Origin of the sequence: Streptomyces canarius, from assembly GCF_014650735.1 — a bacterium.
GTDB classification, from domain to species: Bacteria; Actinomycetota; Actinomycetes; order Streptomycetales; family Streptomycetaceae; genus Streptomyces; species Streptomyces olivaceoviridis.
The window spans coordinates 132,528-147,549 of the sequence record NZ_BMVN01000021.1 but is presented as its reverse complement, the minus strand read 5'-3'; the positions used below and the strand labels follow the sequence as shown (position 1 = coordinate 147,549).

Sequence of the window (15,022 nt, the reverse complement as noted above, 5' to 3'; positions counted from 1 at the left end):
ACGAGGACCCGAAGCCGTTCATCTGGACCAAGACAGCCGAGGAGATCCTCGACTCCCTTGCCCGCTTCTGCCGACGGATCTCCGGCGCAGGACACTAGAGCGTCGCCGCCAACTCCGCCCGCCCGAACAGCAACGCGTAACCCGGAGGGAGTTCGGCGAGGACGCGGGTCGTCAGGGGTTCGCCGATGTGGTCGGACAGGACGCTCAGGACCGAGCTGACGTCCCAGCGGGCCGTCGCGGGGGTCGAGCCCTCTATGCGGGTGGCCACCGACTCCACGAACTCGCGGGCCGTCAACGGGTGGGTCGCCGGGATCTGGGAGGCGATGACTCGGCCCGCCTCCCGGGGGAGGGCCTGGGCCAGGGCCACGCGCTCGTCGCCGGTGACGTGGCCGCCGAAGGCCGACAGGACGATGCGGGTGACGCGTTCCGCCTCCACCCTCGTCGGGTACTGACCCGCGTCACGCACCGCCTCGGTCAGCTCAAGCCAGTCGGCGTTCTCCGCCTCCTCCTTGGCGCGCGGGCGCAGGGACGGGGTGGGGATGGTGGTTCTGGGCTGCGGGGTCGTCACGGTCATCGTGCTGGCTCCTCCTCCGGGGCGCTTCGGGGCACCGGATGCCCGGTACCCCGTAATGCAGCGGACATGGGCGGGAGTTCGGCCAATGTGCGGCAGGGGATGCATGGGACGCAGGGGTTGCCTGGGGCCAGGGGACGCAGGGGACGCAGGGGATGCGTGGGCCCCATGGACGCATGGGCTGCTTGAGCTGCCTGGGTTGACTGGGCTGCCTGGGCCCCCTGAGCTGTCTGGGCCCCTGGGCCGCCCGGGCCCCCTGCCCGCGGCGTGCGTGTGCGTGTGCGTGCCCCGCCTGTCCTGCGCGGCATGCGGGGCACGCGGTCGGGTGTCATGGGCCGCGTCCGTGCCCTGCGCGTCACACGGCCTGTGCGGCGCGGGCTCAGCCGCTGATCTCCTTGCGGTCGCCGCCCCCGCCGGTGATCTGGATGCGGCGCGGCTTGGCCTGTTCGGCCACCGGGATGCGCAGGGTCAGGACGCCGGCCTCGTACGAGGCGTCGATGCGGTCCGTGTCGAGCGTCTCGCCCAGGAACAGCTGGCGGGTGAACGTACCCGTGGGCCGTTCGGCGACCAGCATCTCCGCGTCCTCGGGAGCGGGGCTGCGGCGCTCCGCGCGGACGTTGAGGACGTTGCGCTCGACGTCGAGTTCGATCGTCTCCGGATCGATGCCGGGGAGGTCGAAGTGGACCAGGAACTCTTCTCCGGAACGGTAGGCGTCCATCGGCATCGCGGACGGACGGGGGTTCGCTCCGAAGAGCTGCTGCGTGAGCCGGTCGAAATCCCGGAACGGGTCCGTACGCATGAGCATCACGGGTCACTCCTTCCCTCAAGGACTGGGATCCGATGCCCTACGACTTCTTATATAACTCCCCGCCGAAAACTTGACAAGCCTCGACTCATGTACGGCTCAGGTCCGACTCGGTCCGGGGTTCGACCCGGGCTCCGTACGCCCACCCACCTGCGCGTCGGCCTCGGGACGGCGTTAGCCTCGGGCCAGACCCAACGGCAGTGGAAAACGGACACGAGGAGGCCATCATGGCCCGAGTTCCCAGCGCGGTCGTCGCCGCCACCGGGCTCGTCGGCGGTTACGGCGTCGCCCGCTGGACCAAGAAGCGAGAGCTCGGCGGGGCCGTCCTGGCCGTCGCCGGTGCCGCGGCGGCCCAGCAGTGGCGCGCCCGGGCCGGCGGGAAGGCCGCGGGCGCGCTGAGCGCCGCCTACGTCGCCGCGTTCGCCGGCTCGCACCCCCTGGCCAAGAAGGTCGGCGCCTGGCCGTCCGTCCTCGGTGTCGCCGGTGCCGTCGCCCTCGCCTCCTGGGCCGTCGCCGACCGCAAGGCCTGACCCGGCCCCCGGCACGTCACACCCTCTCCCCCGCCCGGAACGCCCTCCGGTACGCCTGCGGGCTCGTCCCCACCACCCTCCGGAACCGTTCCCGGAACGCCGTCGGTGAGCCGAAGCCCGTCTGGACGGCGATGCGTTCCACCGGGTACGCAGTGGTCTCCAGCAGGTACTGGGCCCTGCGCACCCGCGCCCGGTGCAGCCACTGGAGGGGTGTCGTACCGGTCTGCTCCCGGAACCGGCGGTTGAGGGTACGGGCGCTCATGCCGGCCTCCGCCGCGATCCCGGCCAGCGTCAGATCCCGGTCGCAGTGGTCCTCCAGCCAGGCCAGAAGGGGCTCCAGGGTGGTGCCGGCCGGGGCCGGGGGCAGGTCGTGGACGATGAACTGGGCCTGCCCGCCCTCCCGTTCCAGCGGCATCACGGACATCCGGGCCGCGTGCGCGGCGACCGCCGAGCCGAAGTCCTTGCGGATCATGTGCAGGCACATGTCCAGGGCCGCCGCGGCGCCCGCCGACGTCAGGAACTGGCCGTTGTCGACGTACAGGACGTTCGGGTCGACCGTCACCTCCGGGTGGCGCCGGGCCAGGTCCGGGGCCGCGACCCAGTGCGTCGTCGCGCGCAGACCGTCCAGCAGGCCCGTCGCCGCCAAGAGGAACGCGCCCACGCAGATCGACGCGATCCGGGTGCCGTTCGCCGCCGCGGCGCGCAGGGCCTCGGCGACCCCGGGCGGCAGCGTGTGCGGGGGCCGCGCCACCCCGGGCAGGATGATCGTGTCGGCCTCCGCCAGCGCCTCCAGGCCGTACGGCGCCCGGACCGTGAAGGCGCCCGCGCTCACCTCCTCCCCCACCGAGCAGACCCGCACCCGGTACGGCTCCCGGCCGTCGGGCAGCCGCGCCCAGCCGAAGGTGTCGATGGGTGCGGAGAGATCGAACGGGATGACGCCGTCCAGCGCCAGTACGGCCACCGTATGCATGGCAAGAAGGTAGCCGTACGACGGGTTCCCGCCAACCAGCCGTACGACGGGATCCTGCCAACCGGCCCCCCAACGAGTTCTCCGCCAACCGGCCTGACCGGCGCTACCGGGGATGAGCAGCGGAGAAGGGTGCAGGACCACCCCTTGGCCGGAATCCGTCGATCACTGGCAGTCCCGCCACTTCTGCGGGATCCCGGCGCCCTCTACCGTCCCCCCGTGACCAAGTTCCTGCTCTCCGTCCACGTCATCGCCGCGATCCTCGCCATCGGACCCGTCGCCGTCGCCGCCAGCATGTTCCCGCCCGCCGCCCGCCGCGCCCTGGCCACCGGGCCCGGCGACGCCGGCGGCCACGGCGACGACCCCGACCCCACCGGCACCCTGCGCCTGCTGCACCGCATCTGCCGCGTCTACGCCGTCGTCGGCGTCGTCGTCCCCGTCTTCGGGTTCGCCACCGCGAGCGAGATGGGGGTGCTCGGCAGCGCATGGCTGATCGTGTCGATCCTGCTCACCGCCCTCGCCGCCCTCGTCCTCGCGGCGCTCGTGCTGCCCGCCCAGTCCGCGCTCCTCGACGGGAGCGCGGGGGCCGAGCGGGCCGCACGGCTCGGCATGGTCACCGGGCTGTTCAACCTGCTGTGGGCCGCGGTGACCGTCCTGATGATCGTCCGGCCGGGCTCCACGACCGGCGCCTGACGGTCACGGCCTGCTCGCCGCCGGCGGCGCCGTGGGACCACGGCCCTGCGAACCCGGCCGGGTGCCCTGGGCCGCGGCCTTGGCCCGGCCGGCCACCGCCGTCAGCGGGCGGGCGACGTCCTCCAGGGAGCGGCGCTCGGCCCGTACCGCCAGGAACGCGGCGACCAGCCCGGCCGCGCACATCAGCGCCGCGCCGATGCAGAAGGCGAGGACCGTGTCACCGACCCGGCCCGTGCCCGTCAGGTCGGCGAACAGCAGCGGACCGCTGATACCGCCGGCCGCGGTGCCGAGGGCGTAGAAGAACGCGATGGACATCGCCCGCGTCTCCATCGGGAAGATCTCCGACACCGTGAGGTAGGCGCTGGAGGCGCCCGCCGAGGCGAAGAACAGCACCACGCACCAGCAGGCGGTCAGCGTGCCCGCGCTCAGCGAGCCCCGGTCGAACAGCCAGGCCGTACCGAAGAGCAGCAGGCCCGACAGCAGGTACGTCGAGGAGATCATCACGCGACGGCCGACCGTGTCGAAGAGCTTGCCCAGCAGCAGCGGGCCGCAGAAGTTGCCGACCGCGATCACCGCGAAGTAGTAGCCGGTGTGGCCGGAGGGCACGTCGAAGAACGTGGTCAGGATCGCGCCGAAACCGAAGGTGATCGCGTTGTACAGGAACGCCTGGCCGATGAAGAGGGAGAAGCCGAGCACCGCCCGCCTGCGGTAGCGGCCGAAGACCGTACGGGCGATCTCCAGGAAGGACACGCTCTTGCGCTGGTGGATCTCCAGCTCGCCCTCGGCCGCGGGGAGCGGCTCGCCCCGCTCCTCCTCCACCCGCCGTTCGATGCCGGAGACGATCTCCTCCGCCTCCCGGTCCCGGCCGTGGATCAGCAGCCACCGCGGGCTCTCCGGGACGTGCCGCCGTACCAGCAGGATGACCAGGGCGAGGACGGTACCGAGCGCGAAGGTCAGGCGCCAGCCGACGTCCTTCGCCAGCAGCCCGGTGTCGAGCGCGACGATCGACAGCAGGGAGCCGCCGACCGCGCCCAGCCAGAAGCTGCCGTTGATGATCAGGTCGACCCGGCCGCGGTAGTCCGCCGGGATCAGCTCGTCGATCGCGGAGTTGATCGCCGCGTACTCACCGCCGATGCCGAAGCCGGTCAGGAAGCGGAACAGGAAGAACCACCAGGCCTCCCAGGAGACGGCGGTGAGCGCCGTCGCCGCGAGGTACACCGCCAAGGTGATCATGAAGAGGTGCTTGCGGCCGAACCGGTCGGTCAGCCGGCCCCAGAACAGGGCGCCCAGGCAGGCGCCCGCCACGTACAGCGCGGCGGCGACACCGGTGACCTGCCCGGAACTGATGTGCAGGCCGCTGCCGGGCTCCGACAGCCGACTGGCGATGTTGCCGACGACCGTGACCTCCAGGCCGTCCAGGATCCACACGGTTCCCAGGCCGATGACGATCGTCCAGTGCCAGCGGGACCAGGGCAGGCGGTCGAGTCGGGCGGGGATGTCGGTGGTGAGGGTCCGGCCGGTGCCGGCCTCGGCTGTGCTCATGGGCGCTCCCTCCACGTCGAAGGACGGGACTACCGGGTGCCCTGGCCTGCGCGGAACAGTCCGGTCAGGCCCCCAGCCAGCGCGAGAGGGTGTAGATCAGCAGCCCGGCCAGGGAGCCCACCACCGTGCCGTTGATGCGGATGAACTGGAGGTCCCGGCCGATGTGCGCCTCGATCTTGCGGGTGGTGTGCTCGGGATCCCAGCCCGCCACCGTGTCCGTGATCAACGAGGTGATCTCCGCACGGTACGTCGTCACGACGTGCACCGCGGCGCCCTCCACCCAGTTGTCGACCTTGTCCTGCACCTTCGGCTCGGTCGCCATCCGCGCGCCCAGCGACAGCAGCGCGGCCCGCACCCGCGTCCGCAGCTCGCTGCGCTCGTCCTCCGCCGCCGCCACGATCATCGACCGTACCGCCGTCCACACGGACGCGATCAGATCCTGCACCTCGCCCCGGCCCAGCACCTCGCCCTTAAGCCGCTCCACCCGCGCCCGGGTGTCCGTGTCGGACTGGAGATCGGAGGCGAAGTCGGTGAGGAAACGGTCCAGCGCGCCACGCGCCGGGTGCGACGGCATGTCCCGCATCTCCGTGACGAACCGCAACAGCTCCTTGTAGACCCGCTCACCCACCTTCCGGTCCACGAACCGCGGGGTCCAGCCGGGCGCACCGCCCTCCACGGCCACCATCACGTCGTCCCGGTGCAGCACCAGCCAGTCGTGCGCCCGGGTCACCACCAGGTCCACCACCCGGCGGTGCCCGCCGTCGGCGACGATCCTCTCCAGCGTCTTGCCGATACCCGGCGCGATCTCCTGCGCGTTGGCCCGCCGGGTGATCGCCTCGCCGACGACCGCCTGCACGTCGGAGTCCCGCAGCACCGTCAGCGCGCCCCGCAGGGCCGTCGCCAGCTCCGCCGTCACCCGGTCCGCGTGCTCCGGCTCGGCCAGCCAGGCCCCGAGCCGGCTGCCGATGCCGACCGCGTGCAGCCGCCGCCGTACGACGTCCTCGGAGAGGAAGTTCTCACCGACGAACTCGCCCAGCGAGACCCCCAGCTGATCCTTCTTCGTGGGGATGATCGCGGTGTGCGGGATGGGCAGCCCCAGCGGGTGCCGGAAGAGAGCCGTGACCGCGAACCAGTCGGCGAGCGCACCGACCATGCCCGCCTCGGCCGCCGCCGCCACATAGTCCGTCCACGCCCCGGCACCCGCGTTACCGGCCGTCTTCGCCAGCACGTAGACCACCGCGACGAACAGCAACATGCCCGTCGCCGTGGCCTTCATCCGGCGCACCCCGCGCCTGCGTTCCTCATCGGCCGGGGTGAACGCCGTCATCGTCTTGTACGACACGACCCGCCCCGGTGTTCCCGTCTCGGTAGGTTCCATCAGCTCCACCCGTTCGGTGATCCCGCACACAATTGTCCCTTCCTGACCGACTCCCGGAACGAAACAGGAGTTCCCGGCGTCTGTCTGGAGGGGAGTAATGGCAGGGTCCTGTCACATCTCCCCGGCCCATGACCCATCATGTGGCGAGCAAGATCGGAGCCTCGGGCTCCCATCTGTCGAGGAGAACAACACAAGCGTGACCAAGCGTCATGGTTATGCCGTCCTGAGCGCGCTCATCGCGCTGGTCGCGGCCCTGTCCGCCGCCATATACGTCACCGTCGCCGCCGACGACGGCACCCCGCGCGGCGCCCTCGGCGACAACCGCCCGCGCCACGACTCCCACGCCGCCCCCGCCTCCACCGGCACCTGGGTCGGCGCCTGGGCCACCGCCCCCGTCGGCGGCGAACCCGGCACCGAGACGGCCGGCCTCGCGGGCCACTCCGTCCGCAACGTCGTCCACACCAGCGTCGGCGGTACGAGTGCCCGCGTCACGCTGTCCAACCTGTACGGCCAGTCCGCCCTCACCATCAGCCACGCCTCCCTCGCCCTCGCCCTCGGCGACGGCAGCGCCGCCGCCGACGCGGAAACGATGCGGCGCCTCACCTTCGACGGCGCCCCCGGCGTCGTCATCCCCGCCGGCGGCCAGACCGTCAGCGACGCCGTACACCTCACCCTCCCGCACGGCGCCGACGTCCTGATCACCACCTACTCCCCCACCCCCTCCGGGCCGGTCACCTACCACCCGCGCGCCCGGCAGATCTCGTACGTCGCCACCGGCGACCGCACCGAGGACATCACCGGCACCCCCTACACCGGACAGACCCCGTACTGGCGGTACGTGACCGCCCTCGACGTGCTCAGCAACGAGGCCACCGGCACCGTCGTCGCCTTCGGCGACTCCCTCACCGACGGCGTCACCTCCACCACCGGCGCCAACCACCGCTGGCCCGACATCCTCTCCGGCCGGCTCCGCAGCGCCCTCCAGAGCGGCCGGCAACTGCCCCGCTACAGCGTCGTCAACGAAGGCATCAGCGGAAACCAGGTCCTCGCCGACGGCCTCGGCCGGCCCGCCGAGAACCAGAGCGGCCTCGGCCGCTTCGGCCGCGACGCGCTCGACCGCCCCAATGCCAAGGTCGTCGTCATCGACCTCGGCATCAACGACATCCTGCGCAACCCCCGGCTCGCCGACCCCGACCGCATCGCCACCGGCCTGCGCACCCTCGTCCGCCAGGCCCACGCCCGCGGCCTGGAGGTCGTCGGCGCCACCCTGATGCCGTTCCAGGGCCACCACGGATACACCCCCGCCCGGGAAGCCGTACGACAGCAGGTCAACGCACGGATCCGGGCCGGCGGCGTCTACGACGCCGTCGTCGACTTCGACAAGGCCCTCCGGGACCCGTACGACCCGCGCCGGCTGCGCCCCGAGTACGACTCCGGCGACCACCTGCACCCCAGCGACCTGGGCTACCGCACCATGGCCGAGGTCTTCGACCTGCGCACCCTGACGGGCGCGGGCCAGGCGGAGCTGTGACCGGGCGGCGAGGAATACTGGCGGACATGACCCGCTTGATCCTCGCCACCCGCAACGCCGGAAAGATCACCGAGCTGAGGGCGATCCTCGCCGAAGCCGGACTCCCCCACGAGCTCATCGGCGCGGACGCCTTCCCGGACGTCCCCGACGTCAAGGAGACCGGCGTCACCTTCGCCGAGAACGCCCTGCTCAAGGCACACGCCCTCGCCCAGGCCACCGGCCTGCCCGCCGTCGCCGACGACTCCGGCCTGTGCGTCGACGTCCTGAACGGCGCCCCCGGCATCTTCTCCGCCCGCTGGGCCGGCCGCCACGGCGACGACAAGGCCAACCTGGACCTGCTGCTGGCCCAGCTCTCGGACATCGCCGACGAGCACCGCGGCGCCCACTTCGCCTGCGCGGCGGCCCTCGCGCTGCCGGACGGCACCGAGCGGGTGGTGGAGGGACAACTGCGCGGCACCCTGCGGCACGCCCCCGCCGGCACGAACGGCTTCGGCTACGACCCGATCCTCCAGCCGGACGGCGGAACACGGACGTGCGCCGAGCTGAGCGCGGAGGAGAAGAACGCGATCAGCCACCGCGGCAAGGCGTTCCGGGCACTGGTGCCGGCGGTGCGGGAGCTGTTGGGCTGAGCACAGAGAAACGGCCTGCGAGTCACCTTTCGATTCGCAGGCCGTCGATGTGCGGCGGAAGGGATTCGAACCCTCAAGCCCGATCAAGGGCCACAGATCCTAAGTCTGCTGCGTCGCCATTGCGCCACCGCCGCTAGCCGCCTGCCATCGTACCGGGAGTTGCTCGCCGCCTTCCGCCGCCCCTGCACCAGGTGCTCGTGATCGCATGGCAGTTGGGGCACAGCAGCCGCAGGTTCTCCCGCCGGTTGTCGCGCCGGTCCCCGTTGATGTGGTCGATCTCCAGCGTCATCGGCTTGCCGCGCCACTCAGGGCCCACCCCGCACCCGGCGCACTCTTCAGGAACACCCACTTCACGGAGTGCTCGCCGGAGGCGTTCGGTCGCGATGCGGTGCTCGCCCTCGTGCCGCACCAGGACGGCTTCAGGCCGCTTGGCATTCGTACCCGGCTTACCTCGCTGATGTGCCTGGCCGAGAAGGTGGGCGGTATGGAGGCCGTCCTCGGCGATCCACTTGCTAAGCATCGCCCGTTGGCCACCGTTGTTCGGACGACCGATGCGGCGCAGCACCTCCGCGATGGATGCCGACCCTTGGACCACCTCCCGCAGGACGTCCGGCGCGGGTCGCGCTTGCCTGCCAGTGGGCGAGAAGTGCGAGATGTCGATACCGAAGTGGGCGAATCGCTCCACGAGGTAGGCACGTAGCCGGCCGTACGGCCGGGTGCCGAAGAAGGCGATGACCTCGTCGAGGTCCGAGCACTGCACTGCTGCCTGGACCAATCGCTCGCGGCTGTACTGCACCCCGCTGCTCATACGGCACCTGCCCGCGCACGGCCCTTACCGCGTCCTCGGTAGGTGTCGGTCGTCGAATGGCAGTTGGGGCAGAGGAACCGCAGGTTGTCGACGCGGTTGTTCCGCCAGTCGCCGTCGATGTGGTCGACCTCCAGTGGCAGCGGTTTGCCACGCCAGAGCGGCTCGATACCGCACAGGGCGCAGCGCTCCGGCACCCCCAGCTCGTTCATGGCCCTCTTGAGTCGCCGGCTCGGAATACGCGGGGCATGTGCCGACCTGTCCTCGACGAGGATCTCCTCGGGGGTCCGACGGCGCTGGTTGTGCCTCATCCGCTCGGTTCGGACCACGGGCGTGAAGTGCGAGGTGTCGATGCCGTACGCCTTGATCCGTCGGGCGATGTTGGCCTGGTGGCCGCCGACGGAGTCGAGCCCGAGCCGACGCACGACCTCGTTGACGCTCGCGGACGCCGCGACGACCGGCTCAAGGATGTCGCGCGTCCACTTCACCCCCTCCGGCTCGAAGTGCGACGTGTCGACCCCGAGCTTCTTCATCCGCCGCCTGATGTAGTCCCGCCTCGGACTCCGCGGATCCACCCCCAGCCCCTCGAACGCCTCCGACAGCGTTCTCGCGCCGCGCGCAGCCGTCTCCAGGCGTTCCTTCGTGTATGCGCCGGACCCCATCGAGCCCCTCCGTCCCGGGTGCGCGTTCGCTGCCCGTACGGAGTAACGAACCGACTATCGGACAGTCACGTCCGGGATCACGGAAAACGGCCCGCGCCGGGGGCTTCCGGGGCGGGCCGTTCGTGTGGTGGGCGGGTCAGATGCCCAGGTCCTTGATGATCTTTGCCACGTGGCCGGTGGCGCGGACGTTGTACAGGGCCCGTTCGACCTTGCCCTCCTCGTCCACGACGATCGTGGAGCGGATGACGCCCAGGTACGTCTTGCCGTAGTTCTTCTTCTCGCCGTAGGCGCCGTAAGCCTCGGTGACCTTCTTGTCCGGGTCGGCGAGGAGGGTGATCCGCAGGGACTCCTTGTCGCGGAACTTCGCCAGCTTCTCCGGGCTGTCGGGGGAGATCCCGATGACGTCGTAGCCGGCGCCGGCCAGCAGCTCCAGGTTGTCCGTGAAGTCGCAGGCCTGCTTGGTGCAGCCGGGGGTCAGGGCGGCCGGGTAGAAGTAGACGATGACCTTGCGGCCCTTGTGGTCCGAGAGGGACACCTCGGTGCCGTCGGCGTCGGGGAGGGTGAAGGCGGGGGCCACGTCCCCCGGCTGGAGTCGCTCGCTCATCGGGCCAGCCTAACCGGGGGGCCTTGCGGTGCGGCGCGGCCCGGAGCTGACAAACTGTTCGGAACAGCATCAGCAGATTTCGGAGGCCGTACGGTGGCGGACACGTCGGACACCAGAACCCCGGCGCAGATCGAGGCGGACATCAAGCGCCGCCGAGAAGTGCTGGCCGAGACGCTCGACGAGATCGGGGTGCGGGTGCATCCGAAGACCATCGTCGGCGATGCGAAGGCCAAGGCCATCGCCCATGTCGACCATACGGTCGGACGGGCGTACGTGCAGGTCAACCGTGTCGTGAGCGAGGTACGGGCACAGCTCGTGAACGATCAGGGGGCACCGCGCCTGGAACGGGTGGTGCCCGTCGCGCTCGTCGTCGTGGGGGTCGTGGGGCTGCTCGCCCTCGGGGCCCGGCGGCGCAGGGACTGACCAGGACAGGTAGGTTCGAGCCGTGAGCGCCAACAGAAACGAGCACAGCACTCCCCACCACGACAAGCTGCCCATCCGGATGCTGCACGACCGGGTTCTCGTGCGGCAGGAGACCGGTGAGGGCGAGCGGCGGTCGGGGGGCGGCATTCTGATTCCCGCCACCGCGGCGGTCGGCCGGCGGCTGGCCTGGGCCGAGGTCGTCGCCGTCGGTCAGAACGTACGGACGGTGGAGCCCGGAGACCGTGTCCTGTTCGACCCGGAGGACCGGGCGGAGGTCGAGGTGCGGGGCGTGGCGTACGTCCTCATGCGCGAGCGTGACCTGCACGCCGTCGCCGCGGACCGGTTCGAGGGGTCGGAGGACTCCACGGGGCTGTACCTGTAGGTTCCTGTAGGTACCTACAGGAACCTGTAGGAACGAAGAGCGAGAGGGCCGGTGACCATCGTCACCGGCCCTCTTTGCCGTGCTTTTGCTAAGTTCGGAAGGAGCCCGACGAGACGCGCCGTACCGGGCGAAGGCAAAGACGACGCACCCCGAAGAAGAGTCACCGTGTCTCGGAGGTGCCTGTCATGGCCTGGGTCCTGCTCGTCGTCGCCGGTCTGCTGGAAGTGGGCTGGTCGATCGGGATGAAGTACAGCGAGGGGTTCACCCGGCCCCTCCCGAGTCTGTTCACCGGCGCCGGCATCGTCGCGAGCATGGTCCTGCTGTCGTACGCCGCGAAGTCCCTGCCCATCGGTACGGCCTACGGCGTGTGGGTGGGCATCGGCGCGGCCGGTGCGGCGGTGCTCGGCATGGTGGTGCTGGGTGAGCCAGTCACCGCCGCCCGGATCTTCTTCGTATGCCTGCTGCTGGTCGCCGTGGTGGGGCTGAAGGCGACCAGCGGTCACTGAGGCGTCGGGGGCGCGGCGTCAGCGGTGGCGTCAGGCGTGGTGTCAGGTGCCGGGAAATCCTCCGGCGCCCGTGTCCGTGCCTGTGGTGCCGCCGCCGGGTGTGCCGCCACCGGTGGTCCCGCCGCCGGTGGTGGGGCCCCCGTCGGCCGTGCCGCCGCCGTCCGTGGTCCCGCCGCCGGTGGTCGGCCCTCCGCCGGTCGTGTCGCCGCCGGTGGTGGTGGCGCCCCCGTCCGTGGCCGTGCCGCCGTCGGTCGGGGTGCCGCCCGTGGTGCCGGTGCCGCCGTCCGTCGGGGTGCCGCCGCCCGTGGTGCCGCCGCCCGTCGGGGTGGTGGTCGCGCCGCCGGTGGTCGGCGTGGCGGTGGCGCCGCCGTCGTTCCGGCCGCCGTCGGTGCCGGGCTGGGCGGTGCTGGTGGCGGGCGGCTCCTGGACCTGGTCGGCGCCCCGCTGGAGCTCCAGGTCGAACTCGCTCGCCGGCTTGCCCTGCAACGCGTCGCGCGTGTACTGCGCCCAGATCTGGGTGGGCGGGCCGCCACCGTTCATGCGCATCTGGCCGAGCGCCCCGTACAGCGGCTGGTGCTTGGCGGTCACCGGGTCCTGGCCCATGACGGAGACCACCGTGGCCAGGTCGGGGGTGTAGCCGGCGAACCAGGCGGCGGTGTCGCTCTCGGCGGTGCCGGTCTTGCCGGCCGCCGGACGGCCCGCGGCCTGGGCGGCCGTGGCGGTGCCGTTCTCGACCACGCTCTGGAGGACCGAGGTCGTGGTGTCGGCGGCCTCCCGGCTGACGGCCTGCTTGACCGGCTGCTCGGGCAGCTTGACCTCGTCGGTGCCGTCCTTGGTGATCTTCTCGACCAGGGTGTACGTGCCGTGCTTGCCGTGGTTGGCGAGCGTGGCGTAGGCCTCCGCCATGTCCAGGACGCTGGCGGTGGCGGTGCCGAGGGCGATGGACGGGTACGGCTGGAGGTCCGGGGTGTCGGAGGGGACGCCCAGGTCGACCGCGGTCTGCTTGACCTTGGCGGGGGTGACGTCGACGGCCATCTGCGCGTACACCGCGTTCACCGACAGGTCGGTGGCCTTGCGGACGGTGATGGGGCCGTACGACTTCTGGTCCTCGTTCTCGGGGGCGTAGGCGCCGCCGTTCCAGCCCTGGACCGGGCGCTGGTTGGTGCCGTCGTAGACCGTGTTCGGGGTGATGGCGCGGCCGTCCTGGGTGGTGGACCCGTTCTCCACGGCGGAGGTGAACACGAACGGCTTGAACGTCGAGCCGACCTGGAAGTCACCGCGGGTGGCGCCGTTGGTGTACTGCTTCACGTAGTCGATGCCGCCGTACATCGCGACGACCTTGCCGGTCTTGGGGTCGACGGAGGCTCCGCCGGCCCGGACGTAGGTGTCCGCCTTGCGGTTCTTCTTGTCCAGCTTGGACATGAGCTGGTCGTCGACCGCCTTGACGAAGGCGTCCTGCCGGTCCTTCTGGATGGTGGTGGTGATGCGGTAGCCGCCGGCCGTGAGGTGGTCGGAGTCGATGATGTTGTTCGAGGTGAGGTACTGCTTGACCGCCTCCACGAGGTAGCCGCGCTGGCCGGACATGCCGGTGGAGATCGTCTGCTCCTTCGGCATCGGGAACTTCATGCCGGCGCGCTTGGACTCGCTGAGCCAGCCCTTGGTGACCATGCCGTCCAGGACGTAGTTCCAGCGGGCGACGGCCGCCTTGCGGTTCTCCGGGTGGGCGACGACGTCGTACTCGCTGGGCGCGTTGACGAGCGCGGCGAGGTAGGCGGCGCGGGCCGGGTCGAGGTCGGAGGCGTCGCGGCCGTAGTAGGCCTGGGAGGCGGCCTGGATGCCGTAGGCGTTGCGGCCGAAGTAGCTGGTGTTGAGGTAGCCCTCCAGGATCTCGTCCTTGGACTTGTTCCGGTCGAGCTTGATCGCGATGAAGAACTCCTTGGCCTTGCGGGTGACCGTCTGTTCCTGGGCCAGGTAGTAGTTCTTCACGTACTGCTGGGTGATCGTCGAGCCGGACTGCTTGCCCTTGCCGGTGGCGGTGTTCCAGCCGGCGCGGAGCATCGCCTTGGGGTCGACGGCGGACTCGGTGTAGAAGTCCCGGTCCTCGGCGGCCAGTACGGCGTGCTGGGCGTCCTTGGAGACCTGGGCGAGGCTGACGTTCTCGCGGTTGACCTCGCCGTCGCGGGCGAGCTGTGAACCGTCGGCGTACAGGTAGACGTTGCTCTGCTTGGTCGCGAAGGCGTTGGCCGGGGGGATCTTCACCAGGGAGTAGCCGACGAAGAACAGGCCGACGAGCAGCAGCACGCCGACGAAGAAGGTACCGAGCACCATCCGCCAGGTCGGGATGATCCGCCGCCAGCCGGTCCGCTTGGGCCGCTTGTTCTTCTTGCCCTTGCCCTTGCCGTTGCCGTTGCCTCCGGCACTCTGACCGTCGGTGGCGGGGAGGGCGGTGGTGGAGGCTTCGGAAGCGTTGTGAGTGGTGGTGCCGGCGCCGACGGCTGAGGCGGCTGAGGCGGCTGCCGCACCGGTCGCTGGCCCGGCGGCGGCCTTGGCGGCCTGAGCACCGGCTCCCGCACCGGCACCGGCTCCCGCCGCGGCGGTGCCGGCCGCGCGGGCGGCGCGGGCGGCCCGCGCGGCGGCCGGGGAGGAGGGAGCGGCGGCACCGGCCGGGCCGGCGCCGGAGGTCTGGGCGGCGCGGTCCTCCCCGGCGGGGCGGGGGACGGTGGGACGGGCGGTGGTGTCCGGCTCACCGGAGCGGGGTGCGTTGACCCGCCGGAGCACCTGTGTGGTCTCGGGCGCCGGGGCGGCGTCGGCCTCCTGCCGGGCACCGGACTTCGGTCCGCGGGGCGGGGTGACACGGCGGAGCACCTGGGTGCTCTCGGCCGGCGGCTCCTGCCCGGACCCGAGCGGAGCGCCCGGCTTCCCGCCGCCGGTGCCCTTACCACTACCGGAGCCACCGGCACGCGAGCCACCCCCGGCGGCGGAGTCACGCGCGGC

The 15,022-nt window shown here is 71.4% G+C and carries 16 protein-coding genes, 1 tRNA gene and 1 riboswitch; of the genes, 7 read left to right on the top strand and 10 right to left on the bottom strand.

Going from position 1 to position 15,022, the window contains the following annotated elements; translation table 11 throughout:
- Positions 1 to 94 precede the first annotated feature (94 nt).
- A complete protein-coding gene (locus IE294_RS27305) occupies positions 95 to 574 on the bottom strand; it encodes a DUF2267 domain-containing protein (RefSeq protein ID WP_189890422.1) in 480 nt (159 codons plus the stop codon).
- A gap of 376 nt (positions 575 to 950) precedes the next feature.
- Complete coding sequence (locus IE294_RS27300) at positions 951 to 1,376, bottom strand: Hsp20/alpha crystallin family protein (RefSeq protein ID WP_189813571.1); 426 nt, start codon at positions 1,374 to 1,376, stop codon at positions 951 to 953.
- A gap of 227 nt (positions 1,377 to 1,603) precedes the next feature.
- On the opposite strand from IE294_RS27300, the gene IE294_RS27295 reads away from it, so the two are divergent.
- A complete protein-coding gene (locus IE294_RS27295; RefSeq protein ID WP_189890420.1) occupies positions 1,604 to 1,906 on the top strand; it encodes a hypothetical protein in 303 nt (100 codons plus the stop codon).
- Positions 1,907 to 1,922: 16 nt separating this feature from the next.
- Here IE294_RS27295 and IE294_RS27290 read toward each other — a convergent pair whose 3' ends face one another.
- Positions 1,923 to 2,876 (bottom strand): GlxA family transcriptional regulator, encoded by a 954-nt coding sequence (locus IE294_RS27290; RefSeq protein ID WP_189890419.1) that lies wholly within the window; start codon positions 2,874 to 2,876, stop codon positions 1,923 to 1,925.
- Between the two features lie 216 nt (positions 2,877 to 3,092).
- Between IE294_RS27290 and IE294_RS27285 the strand changes: the two genes are divergently transcribed.
- On the top strand, positions 3,093 to 3,566 hold the full coding sequence (locus tag IE294_RS27285; protein ID WP_189890417.1) for a hypothetical protein: 474 nt from the start codon (positions 3,093 to 3,095) through the stop codon (positions 3,564 to 3,566).
- Positions 3,567 to 3,569: 3 nt separating this feature from the next.
- Here the strand turns inward: IE294_RS27285 and IE294_RS27280 are convergent, their stop codons facing one another.
- Together IE294_RS27280 and IE294_RS27275 are read right to left on the bottom strand one after the other, a co-directional pair.
- Complete coding sequence (locus IE294_RS27280; RefSeq protein WP_189890416.1) at positions 3,570 to 5,108, bottom strand: MFS transporter; 1,539 nt, start codon at positions 5,106 to 5,108, stop codon at positions 3,570 to 3,572.
- Between the two features lie 64 nt (positions 5,109 to 5,172).
- Positions 5,173 to 6,486, bottom strand: coding sequence for a DUF445 domain-containing protein (locus IE294_RS27275; RefSeq protein ID WP_229917360.1), 1,314 nt, complete (start codon positions 6,484 to 6,486; stop codon positions 5,173 to 5,175).
- A 196-nt stretch (positions 6,487 to 6,682) separates the two neighbouring features.
- On the opposite strand from IE294_RS27275, the gene IE294_RS27270 reads away from it, so the two are divergent.
- Positions 6,683 to 8,017: an SGNH/GDSL hydrolase family protein gene (locus IE294_RS27270; protein ID WP_189890415.1), complete on the top strand. Its 1,335-nt coding sequence runs from the start codon at positions 6,683 to 6,685 to the stop codon at positions 8,015 to 8,017.
- 26 nt (positions 8,018 to 8,043) lie between these two features.
- Positions 8,044 to 8,646 (top strand): RdgB/HAM1 family non-canonical purine NTP pyrophosphatase, encoded by a 603-nt coding sequence (gene rdgB / locus IE294_RS27265; protein WP_189890409.1) that lies wholly within the window; start codon positions 8,044 to 8,046, stop codon positions 8,644 to 8,646.
- A 50-nt stretch (positions 8,647 to 8,696) separates the two neighbouring features.
- Here rdgB and IE294_RS27260 read toward each other — a convergent pair.
- The 4 genes from IE294_RS27260 to bcp all read right to left on the bottom strand — a co-directional run bounded on the left by IE294_RS27260 (position 8,697) and on the right by bcp (position 10,717).
- Positions 8,697 to 8,780, bottom strand: a tRNA-Leu gene (locus tag IE294_RS27260).
- Positions 8,780 to 9,454 carry an HNH endonuclease signature motif containing protein gene (locus IE294_RS27255; protein WP_189890407.1) on the bottom strand — a complete coding sequence of 225 codons (675 nt, stop codon included), beginning with the start codon at positions 9,452 to 9,454 and terminating at the stop codon, positions 8,780 to 8,782. The genes IE294_RS27260 and IE294_RS27255 overlap by 1 nt, the downstream gene beginning before the upstream one ends.
- Positions 9,451 to 10,113, bottom strand: coding sequence for an HNH endonuclease signature motif containing protein (locus IE294_RS27250; RefSeq protein WP_189890405.1), 663 nt, complete (start codon positions 10,111 to 10,113; stop codon positions 9,451 to 9,453). The genes IE294_RS27255 and IE294_RS27250 overlap by 4 nt, the downstream gene beginning before the upstream one ends.
- Positions 10,114 to 10,249: 136 nt before the next feature.
- On the bottom strand, positions 10,250 to 10,717 hold the full coding sequence (gene bcp, locus IE294_RS27245; protein ID WP_189890402.1) for a thioredoxin-dependent thiol peroxidase: 468 nt from the start codon (positions 10,715 to 10,717) through the stop codon (positions 10,250 to 10,252).
- A 93-nt stretch (positions 10,718 to 10,810) separates the two neighbouring features.
- Here bcp and IE294_RS27240 point away from each other — a divergent pair, with 93 nt between their 5' ends.
- From IE294_RS27240 to IE294_RS27230, 3 genes are all read left to right on the top strand, one after another.
- Positions 10,811 to 11,140, top strand: a complete 330-nt coding sequence (locus IE294_RS27240; protein WP_058080705.1) for a DUF3618 domain-containing protein — start codon at positions 10,811 to 10,813, stop codon at positions 11,138 to 11,140.
- 22 nt (positions 11,141 to 11,162) lie between these two features.
- Complete coding sequence (locus IE294_RS27235; protein ID WP_014672972.1) at positions 11,163 to 11,522, top strand: GroES family chaperonin; 360 nt, start codon at positions 11,163 to 11,165, stop codon at positions 11,520 to 11,522.
- A 77-nt stretch (positions 11,523 to 11,599) separates the two neighbouring features.
- Positions 11,600 to 11,671, top strand: a riboswitch (guanidine-III (ykkC-III) riboswitch).
- 36 nt (positions 11,672 to 11,707) lie between these two features.
- Positions 11,708 to 12,028, top strand: a complete 321-nt coding sequence (locus IE294_RS27230) for a DMT family transporter (RefSeq protein ID WP_014672973.1) — start codon at positions 11,708 to 11,710, stop codon at positions 12,026 to 12,028.
- Positions 12,029 to 12,070: 42 nt separating this feature from the next.
- Here IE294_RS27230 and IE294_RS27225 read toward each other — a convergent pair whose 3' ends face one another.
- A complete protein-coding gene (locus tag IE294_RS27225) occupies positions 12,071 to 14,893 on the bottom strand; it encodes a transglycosylase domain-containing protein (protein ID WP_189890399.1) in 2,823 nt (940 codons plus the stop codon).
- Positions 14,894 to 15,022 lie beyond the last annotated feature (129 nt).